The sequence below is a fragment of the Mycobacterium sp. SMC-2 genome, assembly GCF_025263485.1.
Lineage (GTDB): Bacteria > Actinomycetota > Actinomycetes > Mycobacteriales > Mycobacteriaceae > Mycobacterium.
In genome coordinates this window covers 4,125,580-4,145,206 of sequence record NZ_CP079863.1, presented here as the reverse complement: position 1 = coordinate 4,145,206, position 19,627 = coordinate 4,125,580, and the positions used below count along the sequence as shown (strand labels likewise).

Sequence of the window (19,627 nt, the reverse complement as noted above, 5' to 3'; positions counted from 1 at the left end):
TGTCCTCAGCTCCTATCGCAGGTCGCCCTCGTCGGCGCGCAGGGCCCAGGACGCGAAACGCTCACCGCCGTCGCGCTGTTCGAGGAACTTGCGGGTCACCCGGTCGATGTAGTCGCCGAGCTCGGCGCTGGTCACCTTGTGCTGGCGCAGCTTTCGGCCGAAACCGCTTGCCTCGCCGAGGCCGCCGCCCAGGTGCACCTGGAAGCCTTCGACGGAATTGCCCTCGCCGTCGTCGATCCACTGGCCCTTGAAGCCGATGTCGGCGACCTGAATTCGCGCGCACGAGTTCGGGCATCCGTTGAGGTGGACGCTGATCGGCACGTCGAGCTCGCCGTTGACGTCGGCCAGCCGCTGTTCCAGCTCGGGCACCAAAGCCTGTGTGCGAACCCGGGTTTCGGCGAAGGACAGCTTGCAGTACTCGATGCCGGTGCAGGCCATGGTGTTCTTGCGCCACGCCGACGGCCGCGACGGCAGGCCCAACGCGTCCAGCGCGGCGACCGTCTCGTCGACCTTTTCGTCGGGCACGTCGAGGATGACCAGCTTCTGGAACGGGGTCAGCCGGGCGCGGTCGGAGCCGACCTTCTCCATCAGGTCGGCGACCGCCGAGAGCGTGGTGCCCGACACGCGCCCGGCGATCGGGGCGACGCCAATGGCGTTGAGCCCGTTCTTGATCTTCTGCACGCCGACGTGGTCGATGGTCTGCTTGACCGGCTCGGGGGCGGGGCCGTCGACGAGCCGGCGGTTGAGGTATTCGGTTTCGAGGACCTCGCGGAACTTGTCGACGCCCCAGTCCTTGATCAGGAATTTCAGCCGGGCCTTGGCGCGCAGCCGCCGGTAGCCGTAGTCGCGGAAGACCTGGGTGACGGCCTCCCAGACGTCGGGCACCTCGTCCAAGGGGACCCACACGCCGACCCGCTGGGCCAGCATCGGGTTGGTCGACAGGCCGCCGCCCACCCACAGATCCAGGCCGGGGCCGTGCTCGGGGTGGTTGATGCCGACGAACGCAACGTCGTGGGTCTCGTGTGAGACGTCCTGCAGGCCCGAGACCGCGGTCTTGTACTTGCGGGGCAGGTTCGCGTACTCGGGGTTGCCCATGGAGCGGCGGACGATCTCGTCGATCGCGGGGGACGGGTCGAGCACCTCGTCGAGCGAATCGCCGGCCAGCGGCGAGCCGTGGATGCCGCGCGGGCAGTCGCCGCACGCCTCGGTGGTCTGCAGACCCACCGAGTCCAGGCGGCGCCAGATCTCGGGGACGTCCTCGATGCGGACCCAGTGCAGTTGCAGGTTTTCCCGGTCGCTGATGTCGGCGGTGTCGCGGGCGAACTCGGTCGAGATCCGGCCCAGCGTGCGCATCGAGTGCGCCGTCAGCGGTTTGCCGTCGGTGCGGACGCGCATCATGAAGTACTTGGCTTCGATCTTGTCGGTGTTGTCGTCACCGGTCCAGCTGCCGTCGTAGCCCTGTTCGCGTTGCGTGTACAGGCCCATCCAGCGAAAGCGGCCGCGCAGATCGGAGTGGTCGATGCTGTCGAAGCCCCGTTTGGCGTAGACGTTGACGATGCGGTCGCGCACGTTCAGCGGCGCGTCGTCGTCCTTGATCTTCTCGGTGTCGTTCAGCGGTTCGCGGTCACCCAGCGCCCACTGGCCCTCGCTGCGGGTCTTGGCGGGACGTGCTGCTGTGGTCATGTGGTGTGTGCTCCTTCGCGGTGCTCGGGGCTGCAGGGCTGCGGGCCGCGGCATCGACGCGATGATGTTTGTCAGTGAGGTCGTGGCGCTGCGTTGCGCCCACGCCTCATGGCTTCATAGTGCCCATTGGTGGGGCGAGTGCAGTAGAGGTCGTGCTGTTGTGAGGCCACAACCGTTGGTTGTGTGTGCCGGTTCACGTTTATTGGTTTGGCGCGCAGCGTGATTGCCGTACCCTGCAGTCGTGGCCTCGCCCGTTTCGACGCCCACGCTCGACGCGCGGGAGCGGTCCGCGCTCTGCGACCTTTTCGACGAACTCGGCCCGTCCGCGCCCACGCTGATCGATGGCTGGACCGCACGCGATCTCGCCGCCCATCTGGTGTTGCGGGAACGCGATGTGGTTGCGGGACCGTGCCTCGTGCTGCCCGGCCCATTCCAGCGGTTCGCCGAGCGGCGCAGGGCCGCATTGGCTCGGCGCAAGGATTTCGCTTGGCTCGTCGCGCGGATTCGCTCCGGTCCGCCGGTCGGGTTGTTCCGCATCGGATGGGTGCGGGAGATGGCGAATCTCAACGAGTTCTTCGTTCACCACGAGGATGTCCGCCGGGCCAACGGACTCGCGCCCCGCGAGTTGGCGCCCGACATGGAGGCGGCGTTGTGGCGGAACGTTCGGCGCGGCGGTCGCTTTCTGGGTCGGCGGCTTGAGGGCTGCGGGCTTGCCGTCGAATGGGCCGGCGAGCGGGCCACCATTCGATCGGGTACGCCGATGGCGTTACTCAGCGGTCCGCCAGGTGAACTGCTGGGGTACCTGTTTGGGCGGCAATCCGCCGCGCAGGTCGAGGTGGGTGGGCCGCCGGAAGCCGTTGCGGCGCTGCGGCGTACGCACTTCGGGATGTGAGCCCGTCGTCCGCTTCGCCACACGAGCCACAGGGGCCTCTGGCTGAGGAGGCGCACCCAAAGCGCCCGCCTCACAGCGACAACTCGCGGGGCGCGTCGCTGAAGGCGCGGTTGTCGCTCGGAGGCGGGCACCTCCGCTAATCCCTAGGAATCGCCGGCCCTGATAAAACCTATGTCGCCGCAGGATCGGCGGGCGTAGCATCAGCCAATCTGAGGGCGACATGAACGACACCCACACCGACTCGACCGACGTCGAGAAATGGGACCGCGGTCTGACCGAGCACGTCATCGCGCTGACCCGGCCGCTCGTCAAACGGTATTTCCGCTCCGAGGTGCGCGGCCTGGACAATATCCCGCCGGGACCGTCGCTGGTGGTGGCCAACCATTCCGGCGGCATGCTCACCTTGGACCTGTCGGTGTTCGCCGTCGACTATTACGACGCCTACGGCTACGACCGTCCCCTCTACGCGCTTGCCTTCGACACCGTCTTCGCCGGGCCGGCCGGCGATTTCTTTCGGCGCACCGGGGTGATCCGGGCGACGCGCGAGAACGCCGCCGAGGCGTTGGCCGCGGGTGCGGTCGTGTTGGTCTTCCCGGGCGGTGACTATGACGTGTACCGGCCGACCCTGAAGGAGAACGTCATCGACTTCGCCGGCCGAACCGGCTATATCAGCACCGCCCTGGAGGCGAACGTTCCAATCGTGCCCGCCGTGTCCGTCGGCGGGCAGGAAACCCAGTTGTTCTTGACCCGTGGGCAATGGCTGGCACGCCTGCTTCGGCTCACCAAGCTGGAGCGCAAGCTATTCCGGACGAACATCATGCCGATAACGTTCGGTTTTCCCTTCGGATTCAGCGTCCTCGCCCCGGTCAACGTGCCGCTGCCCACCAAGATCGTCACCGAGGTGTTGCCGCCGATCAACCTCGCCAAATGCGGCGGAGCTCCCGACATCAAAAGGCTCGATGCGCATGTGCGTTCGGTCATGCAAAAGGGAATCAAAGACCTTGCCGCTCAACGCCGCTTCCCGATTATCGGCTAGGGGTTCGCGAACACCACGTCGGGGTTGAGGATGCCCGCCGGGTCGAAGCTCTGCTTGATGCGGCGCATCAGGTCGATCTTGACCGGGTCTTCCAACTCGAGGAAGTACGCGGTCTTGGCGCGGCCCAGACCGTGTTCGCCGGAGATCGCACCACCCAATTCCATTGCCAGCGCGAAGATGTCGGTAAGCAGTTTCTTGCGCGCGTCGGGGTCCTTGCAGAAGATGGCCAGGTGCACGTTGCCGTCGCCGGCGTGCCCGCAGCCCGCCGCGGCGCCGCCCGCGGCCGCCGCCAGGCCGCGTGCGGCGGACAGGAACTTCGGCATCGCGCCGCGCGGCACCACGGTGTCGATGAGGTCGTCGGCGCCGACGGCCTTCAACGTCCAAAACGCCTTCTCCCGCGCCTCGATCAGCTTGCGCGCCGAACCACCTTCGAGCACGTAGGCGTCCACGGCGCCGAGCTCGGCCAGCAGTTCGCCGGCCTTCTCGACGTCCTCGTCCAGCCGGCTTGCGGTCCGGTTTTCCAGCGCCACAACCAGATACGCGCTGCAGCTGTCGCGGACGCTGTCCGGAACACCCAGCTCCAGGTTTTGCGTGTGGACCAGCGCGGCCATCGTCACGTTGTCGACGTATTCCAGGATGTAGGGCCCCAGCCCGCTGGCCAGGATCTTGGGCACCGCCGTCATCACTTGATCCAAGTCGGCGAACGGGGCGAGCACGGTGGCGGCGTGGTCGAGCCGCGGGTGCAGCTTGACGGTCACCTCGGTGGCCAGCGCCAGGGTGCCCTCGGAGCCGACGATGAGCTGGGTCAGGTCGTAGCCGGTGGAGATCTTGGCGACCTTGCCGCCGGTGCGGATGAGCTCGCCGGTCGGCAGCGCCGCCTGCAGCCCGAGCACGTTGTGGCGGGCGATCCCGTACTTGACCGCGTTCATGCCGCCGGCGTTGGTGCCGACGTTGCCGCCGACGCTCGACGACAGCTCGCCCGGGTGCACCATGTAGCGCAGGCCCGTATCGGCGGTGGCCTCGTCCAGCTGGGTGAGCGTCACCCCGGGTTGGACGACGGCGACCTGGTTGGTGGTGTCGACCTCCAGGACGGCGTTCATGCGCTCGAAGGAGATCAGCAGCCCGTCGGCCCGCGGGATCGCCGCGCCCGACAGTCCGGTGCCGGAGCCGCGGGCCGTCACCGGGATGCCGTTGTCCGAGGCGGCCTTGAGCAGCTGCGAAACCGCTTCCGCCGAAGCCGGTTTGGTGACGTATGCCGGGCGTTGCGGCGGCTTGGTCAGCACCTCGTCGTGCCAGTAGTCCGCGGGGATGGCGTCACCGGTCAGCAGGTTGTGCCGGCCGACGATCTCGGCGAACCGCGCCGTCATGTCGCTCATGAAGATTCACCCTATCGCCGGAGTGAGGTGATCGACGGGTGCTCGCATTCGACCGCGGACGATCGGCACGCAGTCGTCGGGGAGGTCGGTGGTGACCTCTACGCCGGAGTCGTCGAGTTCATCGAGAAACGTGGTTAGCTGCTCCATCGCGCCAGTGGGCAGGTCGTGCAGCACGACCACGGTGTGCTGTTGGCTGCGGGCATCGGCGAGCGCCCGGTTAACCCAGCCGCGGGGGTCGGCCCAGTCGCGCGGGACGCTGTTCCACAGCACGCAGGTGTACTTCTCCGCGATGAGGTGGTCGATCGCCGTCGGATTCAGGCAGCGCCGTTCGAGTGCGCCCTCCGTGCCCCAGGGCCTGAAGTAGCGGTCGCCATCGCCGAATTCGTCCAAAAGGTCTTGGGTGGTGTGGATTTCGTGGATGGTCTCCGCGGGGGAGAGCTCGCCGAGAGGTCGGCCGTGCGTGAAGGAGTGATTGCCGATCCGGTGCCCCTCGCGCACGGCCCGCTCGACCAACCGGCGTCCCGCGGGGGAGGAGGCGTTCTGCCCGACGACGAAGAAGGTGGCGGGTGCCCGGCGCTGGGCGAGGACGTCGAGGACCCGGTCCGTGACACCGGGCGTCGGACCGTTGTCAAAGGTCAGAGTGATCTTCGGTCGCATCAGTCTCTAGCCTACCTTGCCTGACTGATCGATCAGGCAGTATCGTGGCGGAAGGCGGAAACACGAAAAGAGGCGATGTTGACCGCGACAGTTTCCAAGTGCGAGGTACCCGCCGGTGACGCCCGGCAGCGAATCCTGCAGACGACGATCCAATGCTTTTGCGCGTACGGCTATGAAAAGTCCTCGATGAAGCTGATCTCGACGAAGGCGGGCGTCTCGCAGACGCTGCTGCACTATCACTTCGAGACGAAGGAAAAGCTCTTCCAGGCGGCGATCGACGACATGGCCAAGCGAATGTTCGCCACGGCGGCGACCCAACTGCCGCACAGGGTGTCGGTGCGTGAGGGTCTGGCCGAGGCGGCCGGTCTGATGTACGCCCTGTTCATCGACAACCTCGACGCGGTCACGTTCATGGTGGAGTTCGCCGCGGCGGCCAACCACAACGAGTTCCTGCGGACCGCGTATGTCGACTATCGCGACACCCAGCGTCGGCAGCTGGGCGAGGCGCTGCGCCGCATCGTCGGTAAAGGTGTGCCGCAGCGCTTGATCGATGAGTCGGTGCGCCTCTTCGAGACCGTGCTGCTGGGCATGTCCATGCAGCGACCGTTCGTTTCCGACACGTCGGGGTTCCGTCGCGACTTCGACGTGTTCGCCCAACTGCTCGCCGCCCGCATCACCGAAGGATTGGAACCCAGGCGATGACCTCGAACGTCACCGATCAGCCGATGGTGGAAGACGCCGTAACCCGATCCGGCGGCAAACGAATCTTCGTGCGCCGCTACGACAACCCCAACGCCGACTACGTACTGGTGCTGGTGCACGGCACCGCCGGGAACAGCGAGAATTACGACGCGTTCGCCGAGCACATGCGCCGCAACTTTTCCGCGGCCGTCTATTCGTTCGACCTGACCGGGCACGGCCGCACCGAGGGCGAGCCGGGTGTGTTCAGCTTCGAAGACTTCCTCGAAGACACCAGGGCGGTCACCGATTACGCGGCGCGGCGCACCTCCCTGCCGGTCGTGCTGCACGGCGCGAGCCAGGGTGGGGAAGTCGCGTTCCACGCGCTCGACGCGTGCCCGGCCGTGACGGCCGGTGTGTGCATGAACATCCTGTTGAACCACGAGGCGCCGATGAGCCCGGCGATTCGGTTGTTCCAGTCGCGGCCGGCCAAGTGGGCGGCCAAGGCGATCGGCGATCGGCTGCGGGTCCCGCTGCGGCGGGTCATCGACTTCAAGGCCGCCTACCAGGAAGACCCCGGGCTGCTGGACACCAAGAAGAAAGACCCGTATTACGTCTGGCGGTACGGACTCAAGAGCTATCACTCGGTGTTCAACTACGTGCCACCAAAACCCGCCGCCGCCAACACCAAACCCGTCCTGATCACCTGCGGGGAGCACGACGAGGTCGTCGGCGCCGAGCACTGCCGAGCATGCTTCGCGCGGATCGGTGGGACCAAGGACTTCTTCATGATGCCCGGTGGCGGCCACCAGCTCATGCTGTTCGACACGGTCGTCTACGGCCGCGTGATCGACTCGTGGATCCGGCAACGCGTCCTCGGGCACGCCCAGTCGTGGGAGCCGCCCATCGAACCCGAAGAGCGACGCTACTTCGAGTTCCTCGATCGTGAACGGGCCAACGACGCGGCGGGCGAGCCCGAGTACCGCTATTCGATGATCGACCGCGCGCTGATGCGGATCAGCAACGGCACGATCGAGCGCGGGGTGCGCTACTTCTCCAACGCTGAGGTCAGCGAGCAGTGGCGCTTCACCGCCGAGCTCGTCAGCGAAATCGACTACGCCGCATGGGATTTTCTGCGCGACTACCTTCCTCCCGTCGATGGTCCGCGCCCGAGGATGGCGGTGGTCGGTTGCGGCGGAGGCGGGGCGATCGGGGGGTTGCTCGATCGATATCCGGAATTGGCCCAATGGGACATCGTGGGCGTCGACGTCGACTACAAGTCGATCGACGCGGCCCGCAAGCGTTTTGCCGACAAGGCCGGCGTGGCCTTTGTCGTCGGCGACATGCGTGACCCGGAGGTGTTGGGAGATAACCGATTCGACCTCGTTTACCTGCACGGGGTGCTCGACCACTGCACCGAGCACCGCCGCCTGATGGACAGCGTGTTTCGCGCGCTGCGGCCTGGCGGGCGGATGTTCTATGTCGCACCGGATCGCAACGTGTGCACATGGCTGTGTTTCGTGACGGTCGGGCCGCTGTTCGTGTTCGGTCTGCACAAGCCGAACCACGACTTCCGGCGGTTTCCTCGCCCCGCCGAGTTGAACACCGTGCTGGCGCAGGCCGGCTTCGAGCTGCTGCCCAGGCAAGGCCGGCCGGACGCCCCCGCCATGGTCGGGGTCGAATACAAGTCGGGGATGAATCCGTTTCCCGTCAAGCGGTCGGTGCGCACTCGCGTCCTGGGCGAGGAAATCTTCGAGCACACCGAGCCCAGGTGGTGGTTGAGAAACGGCTTCGTCGGCGAGTATGCGGGGGCGGTCCAGAAACCGTTGCTGACGTCGACATGGGATCGGTAGCCAGCCGGCGGCTGTGTGCTTGGCGGCATGACTAAGAAGTGGATGGCCGGCGCGCTGCTGACGGCCTTTGCCGGCCTTGGTTTGGGCGTAGGCGTCGCGCAGGCCGACCCGTACGGCCACGTCGGCGGGAACTGCCCGGCCGGGCACACCTGCGGCAAGTGGTGCCCGGGCGAGCGCGTCCCGGACAACTTCATCAGCTGGGACATGGGCGTGTGCCACCTCTACTACTACGACTACCGCGGCGTCGTCGACGCCGATACCGGCGCCGTCTATGGGTGGCCGAGCGGCCCGATCACCGCGACCCCGCGGGCGCCGGCGGGCCCGCCAAACTTCAACTGCGGCCTGTTCTGGTGCCCGGTGCCGCCGCACGCGTGAGCCGCCGCACGTTAGGTCGGTGCCGAATTTGGGAACCCGCCGGGCTGGACCTGTTCGACCTGGCGAAGGGAGCGCCGATTGACCCGCTTCGGCCGCTACGAGCTGCGCTCACTGATCGGGACGGGTGCGACGGGCCAGGTCTACCGGGCTTACGACTCGGTTAAGGACCGGATGGTCGCGGTCAAGCTATTGCCTGGCGCGATGGCCGCGGAACCCGGCTTCCAGCAACGCTTTCGGCGAGAGTGCGCGATCGCGTCACGACTGGGGGAGCCGCACATCGTCCCGGTGCACGATTTCGGCGAGATCGACGGCGTGCCGTTCGTCGACATGCAGCTGGTCGAGGGCGGCAGCCTCAGGGACCTGCTGCGTGAGCGTGGACCGCTGGAACCCCCGCGCGCCGCGTCGATCGTCGCGCAGGTGGCCCGGGCGCTGGATGCCGCGCACACCGCCGGGCTGGTGCACCTGGGCGTCAGACGGGAGAACGTGCTGCTAACCCCCGATCACTTCGCGTATGTCGCCGACTTCGGGATCGGGCACGCCGACGCGTCGCGCGTCTACATGGCGCCCGAGCGGTTCACCACCGGCCGGGTGGGGCCGCAGACCGACGTGTACTCGCTGGCGTGCCTGCTCTACGAGTGCCTCACCGGTCAGCCGCCGTTCGAGGGCGCGGACCCGGGGGAGCTGAAGAGCGCACACCTGTTGTCGCCGGCGCCGCGGCCCAGCATCATGCGTCGCGGTGTGGGCCGGGCCTTCGACGACGTCATCGCCCGAGGCATGGCCAAGCAGCGTGCGGCGCGGTTCGCTTCCGCGGGTGACCTCGCCCGGGCGGCCAGCGCGGCGGTGAACGCGGCGTACGACCCGGTTGGCGCTGGCGCGGGGCCCCTTCGCACCCGGCCGTTTGAGGCGGTCTATCCGAATCCCGACGACACCGGCTACAGCCCCTATCCGGTTGTCGAGCCGCCTTCACCGCCGGTGAATCGGCCTTTTGCCAGCCGGGCGCCGTTCGTGGTGACCGGGGCGGCGGTGGTGCTGGTGATCGCCGGTCTGGTCGGGGCGCTGGTATCGGCGTTGATGACCGGTGGTTCGCCGCCGCCGGCCGCCAAGCCGGCCTCGCCCGCGCCGTCCAGCCCGCCCCCACCGAAGACGCCGACGTTGTCGGCTCCGGTGCGGGGCGCCGACGGGTTGGGATTCGTCGGCGAGACGGCCCGTTGCGACCCGGGCAACCCGCCGGCCGCGGTGGTGCGGACCGCCAAGTCGCTGGCCGTGGTATGTCAAAACCTCAGCGGCAGTTACTACTACCGCGGTGAGCGCATCCGCGACGGCGCGCACATCGAGCTGTCGAACGCGGAGCGCGTGGGGGACGGATTCGACGTCACCAATCCGGTCAACGGCGTGCGCTACGAGGTGCGCCCGAACCGGCTCAGGATCATCAGCGGCAGCCACGTCGATTCGTCGGAACCGGTGTTGCAGTACGCGACGGCGTCCTGATCATCACGGGCGCAACGTGTCTCGGCTCTTCGCCGGGATAAAGGTGACCGGCAGCTTGCCCAGCCCGGTCGTGCTGGGGTTACCGAGGTATTGGTGGACGTGGTTGAGGTCGACCTCATATGGCGCTCCTAGCGCGCCATACCCAGCGGGGGCTGGCCTGAGCTCGTTGGCCGGGCGCATGATCAGCAGAGAGGGAAGCGCCAAAGTCGACCGTTCGTGGAGGTGCGAGGTGGCAGAGCGACGCCGGCTCGGCATCCAGGACGCCCTGTGGCTGGAGATGGACCGCCCCAACAATCTGATGGTCGTCGACACGGTGGTCTGGACGGCCGACCCGCTCGACTGGAACCGGGTGCGTCAGGTCATCGAGGAGCGGCTCACCAACCGCTACCCGGTGTTCCGCAGCCTGGCGGTCAAGGACCGCGACGGCTCGTGGTGGTGGGAGGTCGACGACGACTTCGACTTCGAGGAGCACGTCACGATCGTGGACCTGAAAGACCCCGACGACCGCCGCGAGTTGCAGGCGCTGGTGGCCAGCCATCACACCGAAATGCTCGACCGTAAAAAGCCACTCTGGAAGAGCATTTGGGTGAACCGCTACCGGGAGGGTAGCGCCATGATCATGCGGACGCACCACGCCGTCGCCGATGGCATGCGCATGGTCGAGCTGGCGATGAGCCTGTTCGACGCGTCGCCCGACGGGGGCCCCATCCGCGGTCCCGACGTGGTGCAGCACGCCGCGCGGCCCCACCCGCCGGGACGGCCGATGAAGGACCGGTTGCGGACCGCGGCGGTGAGGGCGGCGGGCACGGCGCGGCGCGCGCGGTCGGTCGCCAATGAGATGCTGGACGACCCGGTCGGACGGGCGACGGCAGGTGCCGTACGGACCACCGCCGGACTGCCTCGAATTGTCGCTCGTGCCACCGACTTTGGTCGCCTGGCGCTGGAGAACCCGGTGGGCGCCGGCCACACGATCACGATGTCGGCGCGGGCGAGGGTGTTCGACGTCGCCGAATCCGTCCGCTCGATCATGCGGGCGGCGGTGCCCGGCAGCGGCGCGCTGGTCGACGTGTTCTCGTCGGCGCCGGGTGACCTGGACACGGTCCGCAAACTGCTGGTCGGCACCCGCAACGACGCGACCCTGTGGACGGGCACCGCAGGCGTCGAGAAAGCGGTGGCATGGTCGGAGCCGATCCCGCTGGCCAAAGCGAGGGCCGTCGCCAGGGCGAATCGGTGCACGGTCAACGACGTGCTGGTGACGTGTGTGGCCGGAGCGTTGCACGACTACCTCGAGACCCAACACGCCCGCTGCTCCGCGGTGACCTTCATGGTCCCGGTCAACCTCAAGCCGGTCGACGTGACGCTGCCCGACAATCTCGGTAACGAGTTCGCGCTCGTGCAACTCGAACTGCCGACCGACGAGCCCGATGCCCTGCGAGTGCTGGCCGTGGCCAAACGGCGGATGAACCGCATCAAGCACGGCCACGAGGCGGCCGTGGCGTTTCGCCTGCAGGAGAGCATCGCCGGGTTCAACAGGCAGCTATATGAAGCGTCGGTGGGCCTGTTCACCGACCGCACGATCGGCACGCTCACCAATGTGCCCGGCCCGCCGATGCCGGTGTACCTGGCCGGCAGCAAGGTGGAGGGCATCGTCGGGTGGGCGCCCGTATCGGGCAACCAGCCCATGAGCTTCGGCATCTTCACCTACAACGGCGACGTGACCGTGGGCATCGCCTGTGACAAAACCCTTGTGCCCGAACATGAGACGATCGTCGACGGCTTCGCCCACGCCTTCGACCGGTTGCTGGCGGCGACTCCTGGCGTGACGGCTTGAACGACGGCGAGGCTCGGGTGCGGCCGGCCGGTAGCCGCTATCAGGCTGACCACACCTGCCGATACTTGCCGGTTCCGGGGTCGAGGGCGGGCAGCTCGGTCGCGTGTTCCACGACTACCGGCGCGGCTCCCTGTGTCGCCAAGAACGCGTCCAGCCGCTGGTCGACGGCATGCCAGACCTGCACCGGGTCGGCGTCAGGCCATATCTCCAATCGCACGGTCACAGCCGACGGGCTGGTGCGGATCACCTGAAACCGGCGCACGCCGGGGGTTTCCTCGACGACAGTCCCGAGCGCGAGTGACAGCACCGTGACCGCCGTCCCGTCTGGTGCCTCGAACGAGAGCAGGTCGCCGCTGCGTCCCTCCACCGTGATCCCCGGCAGCCGATTGCCGCACGCGCACGGCGTAGCGGCCAGCTTCACCCGGTCACCGAGGTCGTAGCGGATCAGCGGTTGCACCCGGTTAGCCAAGTTGGTGACCAGAACGGTATGGGAGACAACGCCCGGCGGGACGGGACGATAATCCTCATCGACCGGCTCGAGGACGTACCAATCACTGTTGACGTGGAACAGGCCGTGCGTGCATTCCATTGACAAACCAGGAAATTCGGCTGAAGCATAGCGATTCTGGACCGGACAGCCGAACGTCGACTCGATGTCGGCGCGCAGCGTGGCCGTCAGGTGCTCCCCCGAGGTGATGGCCAGCAGTGGTCGAATCGTCAGCCGGCCCGCCCGTTGTTCGCTCGCCAGCAGTGCCAGCGCGCTCGGGTAGCCCTCGAGCACCGTCGGCTGGAAAGCATTGATCTGTGCGACCAATTCCGAAAGTGGCCGCAGCACCGAGAACACGCGAGCGCGTTCGGCCAGGAATCGGCTGCGGCGCCGGGCAGACTCCAGCGCGGCGGACGCGCCGATGTGCCCGTCGGTGACGAACAACGCCGCGGCGCGCACTCCGCGCCGCAGGACCCCGAACAGAAGGTCCCGGCGAGCGATGAATCGCAGTTCTCCTCGCCGGCCGACGAAGTGAAACAGCGCCCACGAGGCGTCATCGTGGATCAGGATGGCCGGGTCGCCGCTCGTTCCCGATGTCGTCGCCACGTGATAGCGGCCCAGGTACCGGGCGCCGACCAGCGAGTGGTCTGCGAGAAAGTCGCGCCGCAGCGATTCAAGGCTGATGGCCGGGTCGGTGACCCAGTCATCGAAATGCGCCATCAGGTCGCGCTTCGCCACGACCGGCAGTGACGCCAGTTTCACCGGCCCAGGCTCGAGGTGCCGGTACAGATTCCGGTAGTACGGTGACGCGATTCGCGCATGCCGCACAATATCTTCGAGTCGGGCCTGCTGGCGGCGTGCGATGCTCTTGTCATCACCCCGGTGGAAACGCCAAGCCTCCCAAGCGATCTTGAGCAAACCTAACTTGGCAGGGATGGCCCGCAATTTTGCACGCATGCGTGATCCTCCTGGCAACTGGATTCGGCGGGCCGGCAACGTTTGTGATCGTCACGCTTGCTAATTGTCCTCGACGGAGACGACGAATCCGGCTCCGGTCAGGGCGGTCAACACCTCTTCCCGGTGTGCCTGACCCCGGGTCTCGAGGGTAAGCCTCACCTCGACTTCGTCCAGTGCCAGCTTGCGTGCCGTACGCGAGTGCACCACGTCGAGCACGCTGGCGCCGCTCGCGCTGACCACGTCGAGTAGCCTGCTGAGCCCACCGGGGCGGTCGGGGATGGTGACCTCGACTGCGAGATAGCGCCCGGCCGCACGCAGGCCGTGAGTGATCACGTGGGTCAACACCAGCGGGTCGATATTGCCGCCCGACAAGACCGCGCAAACGGGACCGCGCAAGCCGAGTTCGGGTGCCCGGGTCAGCAGCGCCGCCACGGCTGCCGCCCCGGCCGGTTCGACGATGAGTTTCACGCGCTCCATGCACACCAACAGCGCCCGCGAGAGCGCCTCTTCGCTAACCGTCTGAATCGAGGTGCCGAATGCCTGTACATGGGCGAAAGGGATTGCTCCAGGCAAGGCCACGGCGATGCCGTCGGCCATCGTCGACATCGACTCCAACCGCACGGGATGCCCGGCGGCCAACGAAGCCGGCCAGGCGGCCGCGTTGGCGGCCTGCACTCCGATGACCTGGACGTGCGGGCGCCAGAAAGTGTGCCGCAGTGGCAATTCCGGCTAGGAGGCCTCCGCCGCCGGTCGGTACGACGATGGTTGCCACATCGGGAATCTGCTCGAGGATCTCTAGCCCGACGGTGGCCTGGCCGGCGACGACGTCGGCGTGATCGAACGGGTGGATGAAGACCGCGTCGTGTTGCTCCGAATATTCACACGCCGCGACCAGTGCGTCGTCGACCGTGTTGCCGATCAGGTGAACTTGCCCACCATAAGCCTTGGTGGCCGCCAGTTTTGGGAGCGGGACGGTGATGGGCATGAACACCGTTGATGCGATCCCCAGCTGGGTCGCGGCCCACGCGACGCCCTGCGCGTGGTTGCCTGCGCTGGCCGCCACCACACCGCGAGCCCGCTCCTCGACGCTGAGATTGGCGATCCGGTTGTAGGCTCCGCGGGTCTTGAACGACCCAGTGAGTTGCAGGTTCTCGCATTTGAGCCACACCTGTTCGCCCGTGCGATCCGACAGCATTCGCGACGCGATAACCGGGGTTTGGCGCACTACCGCGCTCAGCCGATTTGCCGCCGTGTTGATCTGATCGAGCGTCAGCAGCTCCACAGCAAGACTCGCAGCATGCGGGTCGTCGTCCAGATCTTCCACTGGCTCAGTACCTTTTGCGTTGTGACCGTGACGGGTCGGCCAGGCCCGACTGCACCAGCGCGTCGTCGATGAAGCGCTGCACCGGCCGCGAGCGGAAGAATCCGGTGTGACCGCCTGGGTACCACTGGATTTCGGGTTTGCCCCAGTGCTCCCAGAGTCGGGTGACCTGGTCGCGCGGGTGTACCAGCCGGTCGGCGAGGCCGGCGTAGATGAAGCGGCCCTTCTTCGGCACGCGCGGGGTCAGGGCGAGCGGCGAGATCATCCGGCCCAGGGGCTTGGCCGAGTTCATCGTGTGCCGCAGGGCGGCGTGGCCGCTGAGGCCGGCGTGGCGGCCGACCAGGTTCACCAGGTCGACGGCCGGCACGCCCAGGATCGCGCAGCTGAGGCCGTCGTCGAGGCTGGCGACCAGCGACGAGATCAGGCCGCCGAGGGAGATGCCGTTGACCCCGATCGCGGCGCCGGGCTGTTGCGCGCGGATCCAGGCGATGAGGCGCCGGATGTCCCAGACCGCCTGAGCGGCGCCGTGGACGTCGTCGAGCACGTCCTCGCTGGGGAACTTTGGTCCGCCGCTCGCTCGAGGGCCGTGCAGGGGCAGTACCGGAAGCACGACGTTGAGGTCGAGATCGCGATACAGGTGCCAGGCGTGAAACAGCATCGGGTCGAGCGCCGCGCGCCCCATCTCCGCGCCGTGGATGCAGACCAGCCAGGGCCGCGGCCGGCGGTGCCGGAACATCAGGGCGTACTCGCGTGTGTTGCCGGTGTAGCTTTGCCAGCGCTCCCGGCCGGGTTCCCCTTCGTGGGGCTCGTAGCCGCTGTCGAAGGACAGCCGCTCGTAGTTGCGTCCCATGCTGCTGACGCGCTTGACCGTGACGTCGGTGAGCGGCGGGGGCGGGGCGAAGAAACCCCCGGGATTGTCGAGCCAGCCCTTGTCGCCGTAAAAGTCCTGTGCGGCAAGCACTTCGCTGTTGATGCGTTCGAGGGTTTTTGTGTCGGGGGCTCGGCGCAGCAGGCTGAAGCCGGCCAGCAGGATTTCGTCGCGGAAGGCCTGTGCCGCGAGCGCGATGGTGGGCCGGGCCACCGGTAGCTCGTCGGGCTGGCGATCCAGGTAGGTGCCCCAGGAGCGGGCGTAGAAACCGCCGGTGCGGGTGAATGGGCCCAGCATTTGCGTTACTGGGTTGGCGGGTCTGCGAGCGCTGTCCGGCATCTAGCCTCGCTTTGCTCCGGGGGTGAAGGTGACCGGCAGCTTGCCCAGCCCGGTCATGCTCGGGTTGCCCAGGTATTGGTGGACGTTTTGGATGTCGACCTGGTAGTCGGGGATGCGGTCGAGGACCGCTCTCACCATGGTTTCGGACATCAGGCGCGCGAGGTGCGAGCCGATGCAGCGGTGCGGCCCGAGCCCGAAGGCGAGGTGGCGGTTGGGTGTTCGGTCCAGGATGATCTCGTCGGGCTTTTCGAATTCTTTTTCGTCGTGGTTGGCGGAGAGCCAGCTGATGACGACTCTGTCGTTCTTTCTCAGGTGTTGGCCGTTGAGTTCGACGTCGTGAGTGACTGTGCGGCTGAGGGTTTGGTTCACCGAGAAGTAGCGCAGGAATTCGTCGGTGGCGGTGCGGTAGAGCTCCGGGTGGTCGATGAGTTGCTGTCTGATGGCCGGGTGGGTGCCCAGGTGTTGCAGTGTCAGTGCGGTTTGGGAGGTGGTGGTGTCGACGCCGCCGCCGATGAGGTTCCAGAGGATGTTAAGCAGCTGCTCGTCGGTGAGGCGGTGGCCGTCGAACTCGAACTGGATGAGGAAGCTAGTCAGGTCTTCCTCGGGTCTGGCCCTTCTGCCGGCCGCATATTCCAGGACTTCTTCCATCATCTTCGGGACTTTGGCGATGGCTTCCAGGTACTCCGGGCTGTCCTGCGGGACGGCCATGACGGAGTGGAAGAGGTTGGCGTAGAGGTGCCAGTTGTCGTGGGGCAAGCCCATCAGCTTCATGGTGAGGATGGCCGGGACCGGGCTGGCGTAGTCGAGGACGAGGTCCATCTGTCCGTCTTCGATTTTTTGGTCGAGGAACTCGTGGGCTTTTTGTTCCATGAACGGCTTGAGTTTCTGGACGGCGCCGGGGGAGAAGAACGGGGCCAGGGCGTGCCGTAGGGCTTGGTGGTAGGGGCCGTCGACTTCGCCGATGCCCAGGGCCGGCTGGCCTTCGGGGCGTGGGACGCCCATCTCGCCCTGATAGTCGACGCCGTCCTCGGCGTTGGGCTCGTATTTGTGGGCGAAGGTGTCGCCGTCTCTGGCCGTGTGGCTGACCGCGTCGTAGCTGCTGAGGAACCAGAAGCCGCCGTAGTTCTTGTTCCAGGCGACCGGGCATTTCTGCCGCAGCTCGGCGTTGATGGCCAGCTCGTTGAGGTTGAACGCGTCGGAGTGGTGGTCGAAGTCGACGATGGCGTCGTCGCTGACGTCAGGTCGAGTTGCCATCTGGAAGTCCTCCACCGCGACGAGAGCCCTGCTTTCTACACTATCTTTGCATTATTACGCTCGTGGGTTCTGTCGAGAAAGGCCGCGATGAGTAGTCACCGGACGACCTTCAACCATGTCGGATTGTGCGTCTCCGATCGCGAGCGGTCGCGGCGGTTCTACGAAAACGTGCTCGGGTTTCAGTTCTGGTGGGAGCTCGATCCGCCCGACGGCCCCACCGCCAAGCTTGTCCAGCTTCCCGAGCCGCTCGGGGTGCATGCGACCTACTTGGTGCGCGACGGGTTTGTGCTCGAACTCATGGATTACTCGAAGCGTCAAGTTCACACGGGGTCGGAACGCGTCATGGATCAGATTGGGCTGACGCACATTTCGTTTTCGGTGTCCGATCTCGGCGGCGCGCTCGAGAAGGTTGAGGAGTACGGGGGAGCGGTGGTCGATGGGACTGTGACCGAGGCGATGGCGATGATCCGGGATCCTGATGGGCAGTTGCTGGAGTTGCTTTCCGATGGGTGGCTTTCGGCGTTACCGCCACGGCCGTAACGCGTACGCGGGGTTCAACGGGCTGACGCACCGCATGAACGCACCGTGATGACCGGCTTGGGTCGGTTCCGGATTCTTGGATCAGTTGTAAGCCGTACTCCCCGCAACAGGATGCGTCGTGCTGACGATCTTCGCGGCGCAGTGGTCTCGATCGAATCCATGGTTCCTGCACCACGCCAGCGCACCCGCGGAATCGGCGAATGTGATGCCGGCGACGGTGACCCAGAAGTCCGGCGCTGAAAACGTCGACCAGTCACCCGACCAGAGCAGCCTCACGTTCGAGTAGCGCTGCCTCAACTGAAGGTGCTCTTGGAGGGTCATCGCGTTGTCCCACACCTGCCCGTTGTCGACGACCCCGGGGCGCTTGGAACTGAGTTGCGGCACCCATTGGTCCGCGAGATGCGCGCCCACCCATGCCCGGTCATCGTTCGCGATCTGCCGGAGCTCTTGCGCTGGATCTTGGGGGGCAGACGTACCCGTGGGCGGCAATTGGGCTGGCGGTGTCGTTGAGGATGACTCGGTCGGGTACCAGGTGGGTACGGGGTTGGAGTAGGTGACGAGCGATGACGTCGAGGGCCCCGAGTTGTTGGAGTCCCGGTGAGCGAGAAGACCGATCGTCACACCGGCACCGCCCACCAACGCGACCGCGATCCCGATAGTCACCCCCACGACCAACTGCCTTGAGCGTCCTTGGTCGGCGCCAACGACCGGCGTCGACCCTCCTGCGGGGTACCCATATTGGGCATTGAACGGCGGATAACTTGAAGGCCCGCTGATGTATTGGGGCGCAAGCAGGGTGTCCGGGAGCGGCGCGGCCGACGAGTCTGCAGACAGTGCCCGCTTGGCGGCACGTCCCAGCGCGCCAGCACTGCCGTAGCGGTCGTCAGGGTGCTTCGCCATACCGCGAGCGATGACCTCGTCAAAAGCCGCTGGAACGCGTGGATTAACGGCACTCGGCCGTGGAGGTGGCGACGAGATGTGCGCGCCGATGACCTGCTCGGCACTGTGCACCGGGAACGGCTTGGCGCCGGTCAGCGCCTCGTAGAGGACGCAGGCCAGCGAGTAGATGTCCACCGACGCCGTCGCGTCCTCGTCGCCGAATCGTTCCGGGGCCATGTAGTCGAAGGTGCCGACTTGGTAGCCCGCCATCGTCAGGTGCGTGTCACCCTTGGCTTCGGCGATACCGAAGTCGACCAAGTACGCGAAATCATCCGGCGTCACAATGATGTTCTGCGGCTTCACGTCCCGATGGATGAGTGCTTCAGCGTGGGCAGCGTCCAACGCCGCGGCGATCTGGCGGATGATGTCGGTCGCGCGCTCTGGCTCAAGGGGGCCGGCCTTCAGCATGTCGTGCAACGTCTGTCCCCGGACCAACCGCATATCGATGTACAGAACGCCGTTGATCTCTCCCCAATCGTGGATCGGGATGACATGTGGCTCCTGCAGAACAGCTGCCGCGTGGGACTCGCGGAGAAAGCGCGCACGATATGTCTCGTCTCGGGCGTACCGGTCCGTGAGTAACTTGAGCGCGACGGTTCTGCCCTTATTGGTGTCGTATGCCTCGTAAACCTCGCCCATACCGCCCTGGCCGAGCAGTCGCCTGATCTCGTACCGCCCAAACGCACCGCCGACCAGTGACCTCACAGCAGACTTCCTTCTCTTCGCTGCGCTCAGTGTCCGTCCACTTGACTCTGCTACGGAGGAGTTTGCCCAAGAAGCGTTGAATTTATGCGATGCGGCAGAATCTGCGCCGTTGGTCCGGACAATAGTGATAAGGACTTCGAATGGCGGACCCGGCTCAAGCCGGTAAATCCCGTCATCGAAGCCGCCCTCTCTGCGGCAAAGGTTAGGACCGCGCAGAGCAAATACGGCGCAGCTGTGGGACACCTCGTCCATCGTGGGTGGACATACGAAAAGATCATCAGCGATTCCCGGCGCTGACTCTAATGATTCTCGTCGGACATGCGGCGCTCGCCTATGACCACGGTGCCT

Annotated in this window: 15 protein-coding genes and 1 pseudogene; 8 read left to right on the top strand and 8 right to left on the bottom strand. The window is 66.4% G+C overall.

Going from position 1 to position 19,627, the window contains the following annotated elements; genetic code table 11:
• Nucleotides 1-12: 12 nt before the first annotated feature.
• Nucleotides 13-1,683: a nitrite/sulfite reductase gene (locus KXD96_RS19420; protein WP_260738908.1), complete on the bottom strand. Its 1,671-nt coding sequence runs from the start codon at nt 1,681-1,683 to the stop codon at nt 13-15.
• Between the two features lie 241 nt (nt 1,684-1,924).
• On the opposite strand from KXD96_RS19420, the gene KXD96_RS19415 reads away from it, so the two are divergent.
• Together KXD96_RS19415 and KXD96_RS19410 are read left to right on the top strand one after the other, a co-directional pair.
• A complete protein-coding gene (locus KXD96_RS19415; protein WP_260738906.1) occupies nt 1,925-2,575 on the top strand; it encodes a TIGR03085 family metal-binding protein in 651 nt (216 codons plus the stop codon).
• Nucleotides 2,576-2,795: 220 nt separating this feature from the next.
• On the top strand, nt 2,796-3,611 hold the full coding sequence (locus tag KXD96_RS19410) for a 1-acyl-sn-glycerol-3-phosphate acyltransferase (protein ID WP_260738904.1): 816 nt from the start codon (nt 2,796-2,798) through the stop codon (nt 3,609-3,611).
• On the opposite strand, the gene KXD96_RS19405 is transcribed toward KXD96_RS19410, so the two are convergent.
• Nucleotides 3,608-4,987: an FAD-binding oxidoreductase gene (locus tag KXD96_RS19405; RefSeq protein WP_260738903.1), complete on the bottom strand. Its 1,380-nt coding sequence runs from the start codon at nt 4,985-4,987 to the stop codon at nt 3,608-3,610. The genes KXD96_RS19410 and KXD96_RS19405 overlap by 4 nt on opposite strands.
• Before the next feature lie 6 nt (nt 4,988-4,993).
• Entirely contained in the window at nt 4,994-5,644 is a 651-nt protein-coding gene (locus tag KXD96_RS19400) for a polysaccharide deacetylase family protein (protein WP_260738901.1), read from the bottom strand.
• Nucleotides 5,645-5,719: 75 nt separating this feature from the next.
• Between KXD96_RS19400 and KXD96_RS19395 the strand changes: the two genes are divergently transcribed.
• The 5 genes from KXD96_RS19395 to KXD96_RS19375 all read left to right on the top strand — a co-directional run bounded on the left by KXD96_RS19395 (nt 5,720) and on the right by KXD96_RS19375 (nt 11,869).
• Nucleotides 5,720-6,346: a TetR/AcrR family transcriptional regulator gene (locus KXD96_RS19395; protein ID WP_260738899.1), complete on the top strand. Its 627-nt coding sequence runs from the start codon at nt 5,720-5,722 to the stop codon at nt 6,344-6,346.
• A complete protein-coding gene (locus tag KXD96_RS19390) occupies nt 6,343-8,175 on the top strand; it encodes an alpha/beta fold hydrolase (protein WP_260738898.1) in 1,833 nt (610 codons plus the stop codon). The genes KXD96_RS19395 and KXD96_RS19390 overlap by 4 nt, the downstream gene beginning before the upstream one ends.
• A gap of 27 nt (nt 8,176-8,202) precedes the next feature.
• A complete protein-coding gene (locus KXD96_RS19385) occupies nt 8,203-8,550 on the top strand; it encodes a hypothetical protein (protein ID WP_260738896.1) in 348 nt (115 codons plus the stop codon).
• Nucleotides 8,551-8,628: 78 nt separating this feature from the next.
• A complete protein-coding gene (locus KXD96_RS19380; RefSeq protein ID WP_260738895.1) occupies nt 8,629-10,038 on the top strand; it encodes a serine/threonine-protein kinase in 1,410 nt (469 codons plus the stop codon).
• A 229-nt stretch (nt 10,039-10,267) separates the two neighbouring features.
• The gene (locus KXD96_RS19375) at nt 10,268-11,869 is read left to right on the top strand and encodes a WS/DGAT domain-containing protein (RefSeq protein ID WP_260738893.1); all 1,602 of its coding nucleotides are present in this window, start codon (nt 10,268-10,270) and stop codon (nt 11,867-11,869) included.
• Between the two features lie 40 nt (nt 11,870-11,909).
• Here the strand turns inward: KXD96_RS19375 and KXD96_RS19370 are convergent, their stop codons facing one another.
• The 4 genes and pseudogenes from KXD96_RS19370 to KXD96_RS19355 all read right to left on the bottom strand — a co-directional run bounded on the left by KXD96_RS19370 (nt 11,910) and on the right by KXD96_RS19355 (nt 17,095).
• On the bottom strand, nt 11,910-13,118 hold the full coding sequence (locus KXD96_RS19370) for a phenylacetate--CoA ligase family protein (protein ID WP_260738891.1): 1,209 nt from the start codon (nt 13,116-13,118) through the stop codon (nt 11,910-11,912).
• A gap of 255 nt (nt 13,119-13,373) precedes the next feature.
• Nucleotides 13,374-14,508, bottom strand: a pseudogene (ilvA, locus tag KXD96_RS19365) (threonine ammonia-lyase).
• Nucleotides 14,509-14,641: 133 nt separating this feature from the next.
• Nucleotides 14,642-15,841 carry a S9 family peptidase gene (locus KXD96_RS19360; RefSeq protein WP_260738888.1) on the bottom strand — a complete coding sequence of 400 codons (1,200 nt, stop codon included), beginning with the start codon at nt 15,839-15,841 and terminating at the stop codon, nt 14,642-14,644.
• Nucleotides 15,842-17,095 carry a cytochrome P450 gene (locus tag KXD96_RS19355; RefSeq protein WP_260738885.1) on the bottom strand — a complete coding sequence of 418 codons (1,254 nt, stop codon included), beginning with the start codon at nt 17,093-17,095 and terminating at the stop codon, nt 15,842-15,844. It abuts the gene before it with no gap.
• Between the two features lie 87 nt (nt 17,096-17,182).
• On the opposite strand from KXD96_RS19355, the gene KXD96_RS19350 reads away from it, so the two are divergent.
• Nucleotides 17,183-17,635 (top strand): VOC family protein, encoded by a 453-nt coding sequence (locus KXD96_RS19350; protein ID WP_260738882.1) that lies wholly within the window; start codon nt 17,183-17,185, stop codon nt 17,633-17,635.
• An 81-nt stretch (nt 17,636-17,716) separates the two neighbouring features.
• Here the strand turns inward: KXD96_RS19350 and KXD96_RS19345 are convergent, their stop codons facing one another.
• Entirely contained in the window at nt 17,717-19,279 is a 1,563-nt protein-coding gene (locus KXD96_RS19345; protein ID WP_260745458.1) for a serine/threonine-protein kinase, read from the bottom strand.
• Nucleotides 19,280-19,627 lie beyond the last annotated feature (348 nt).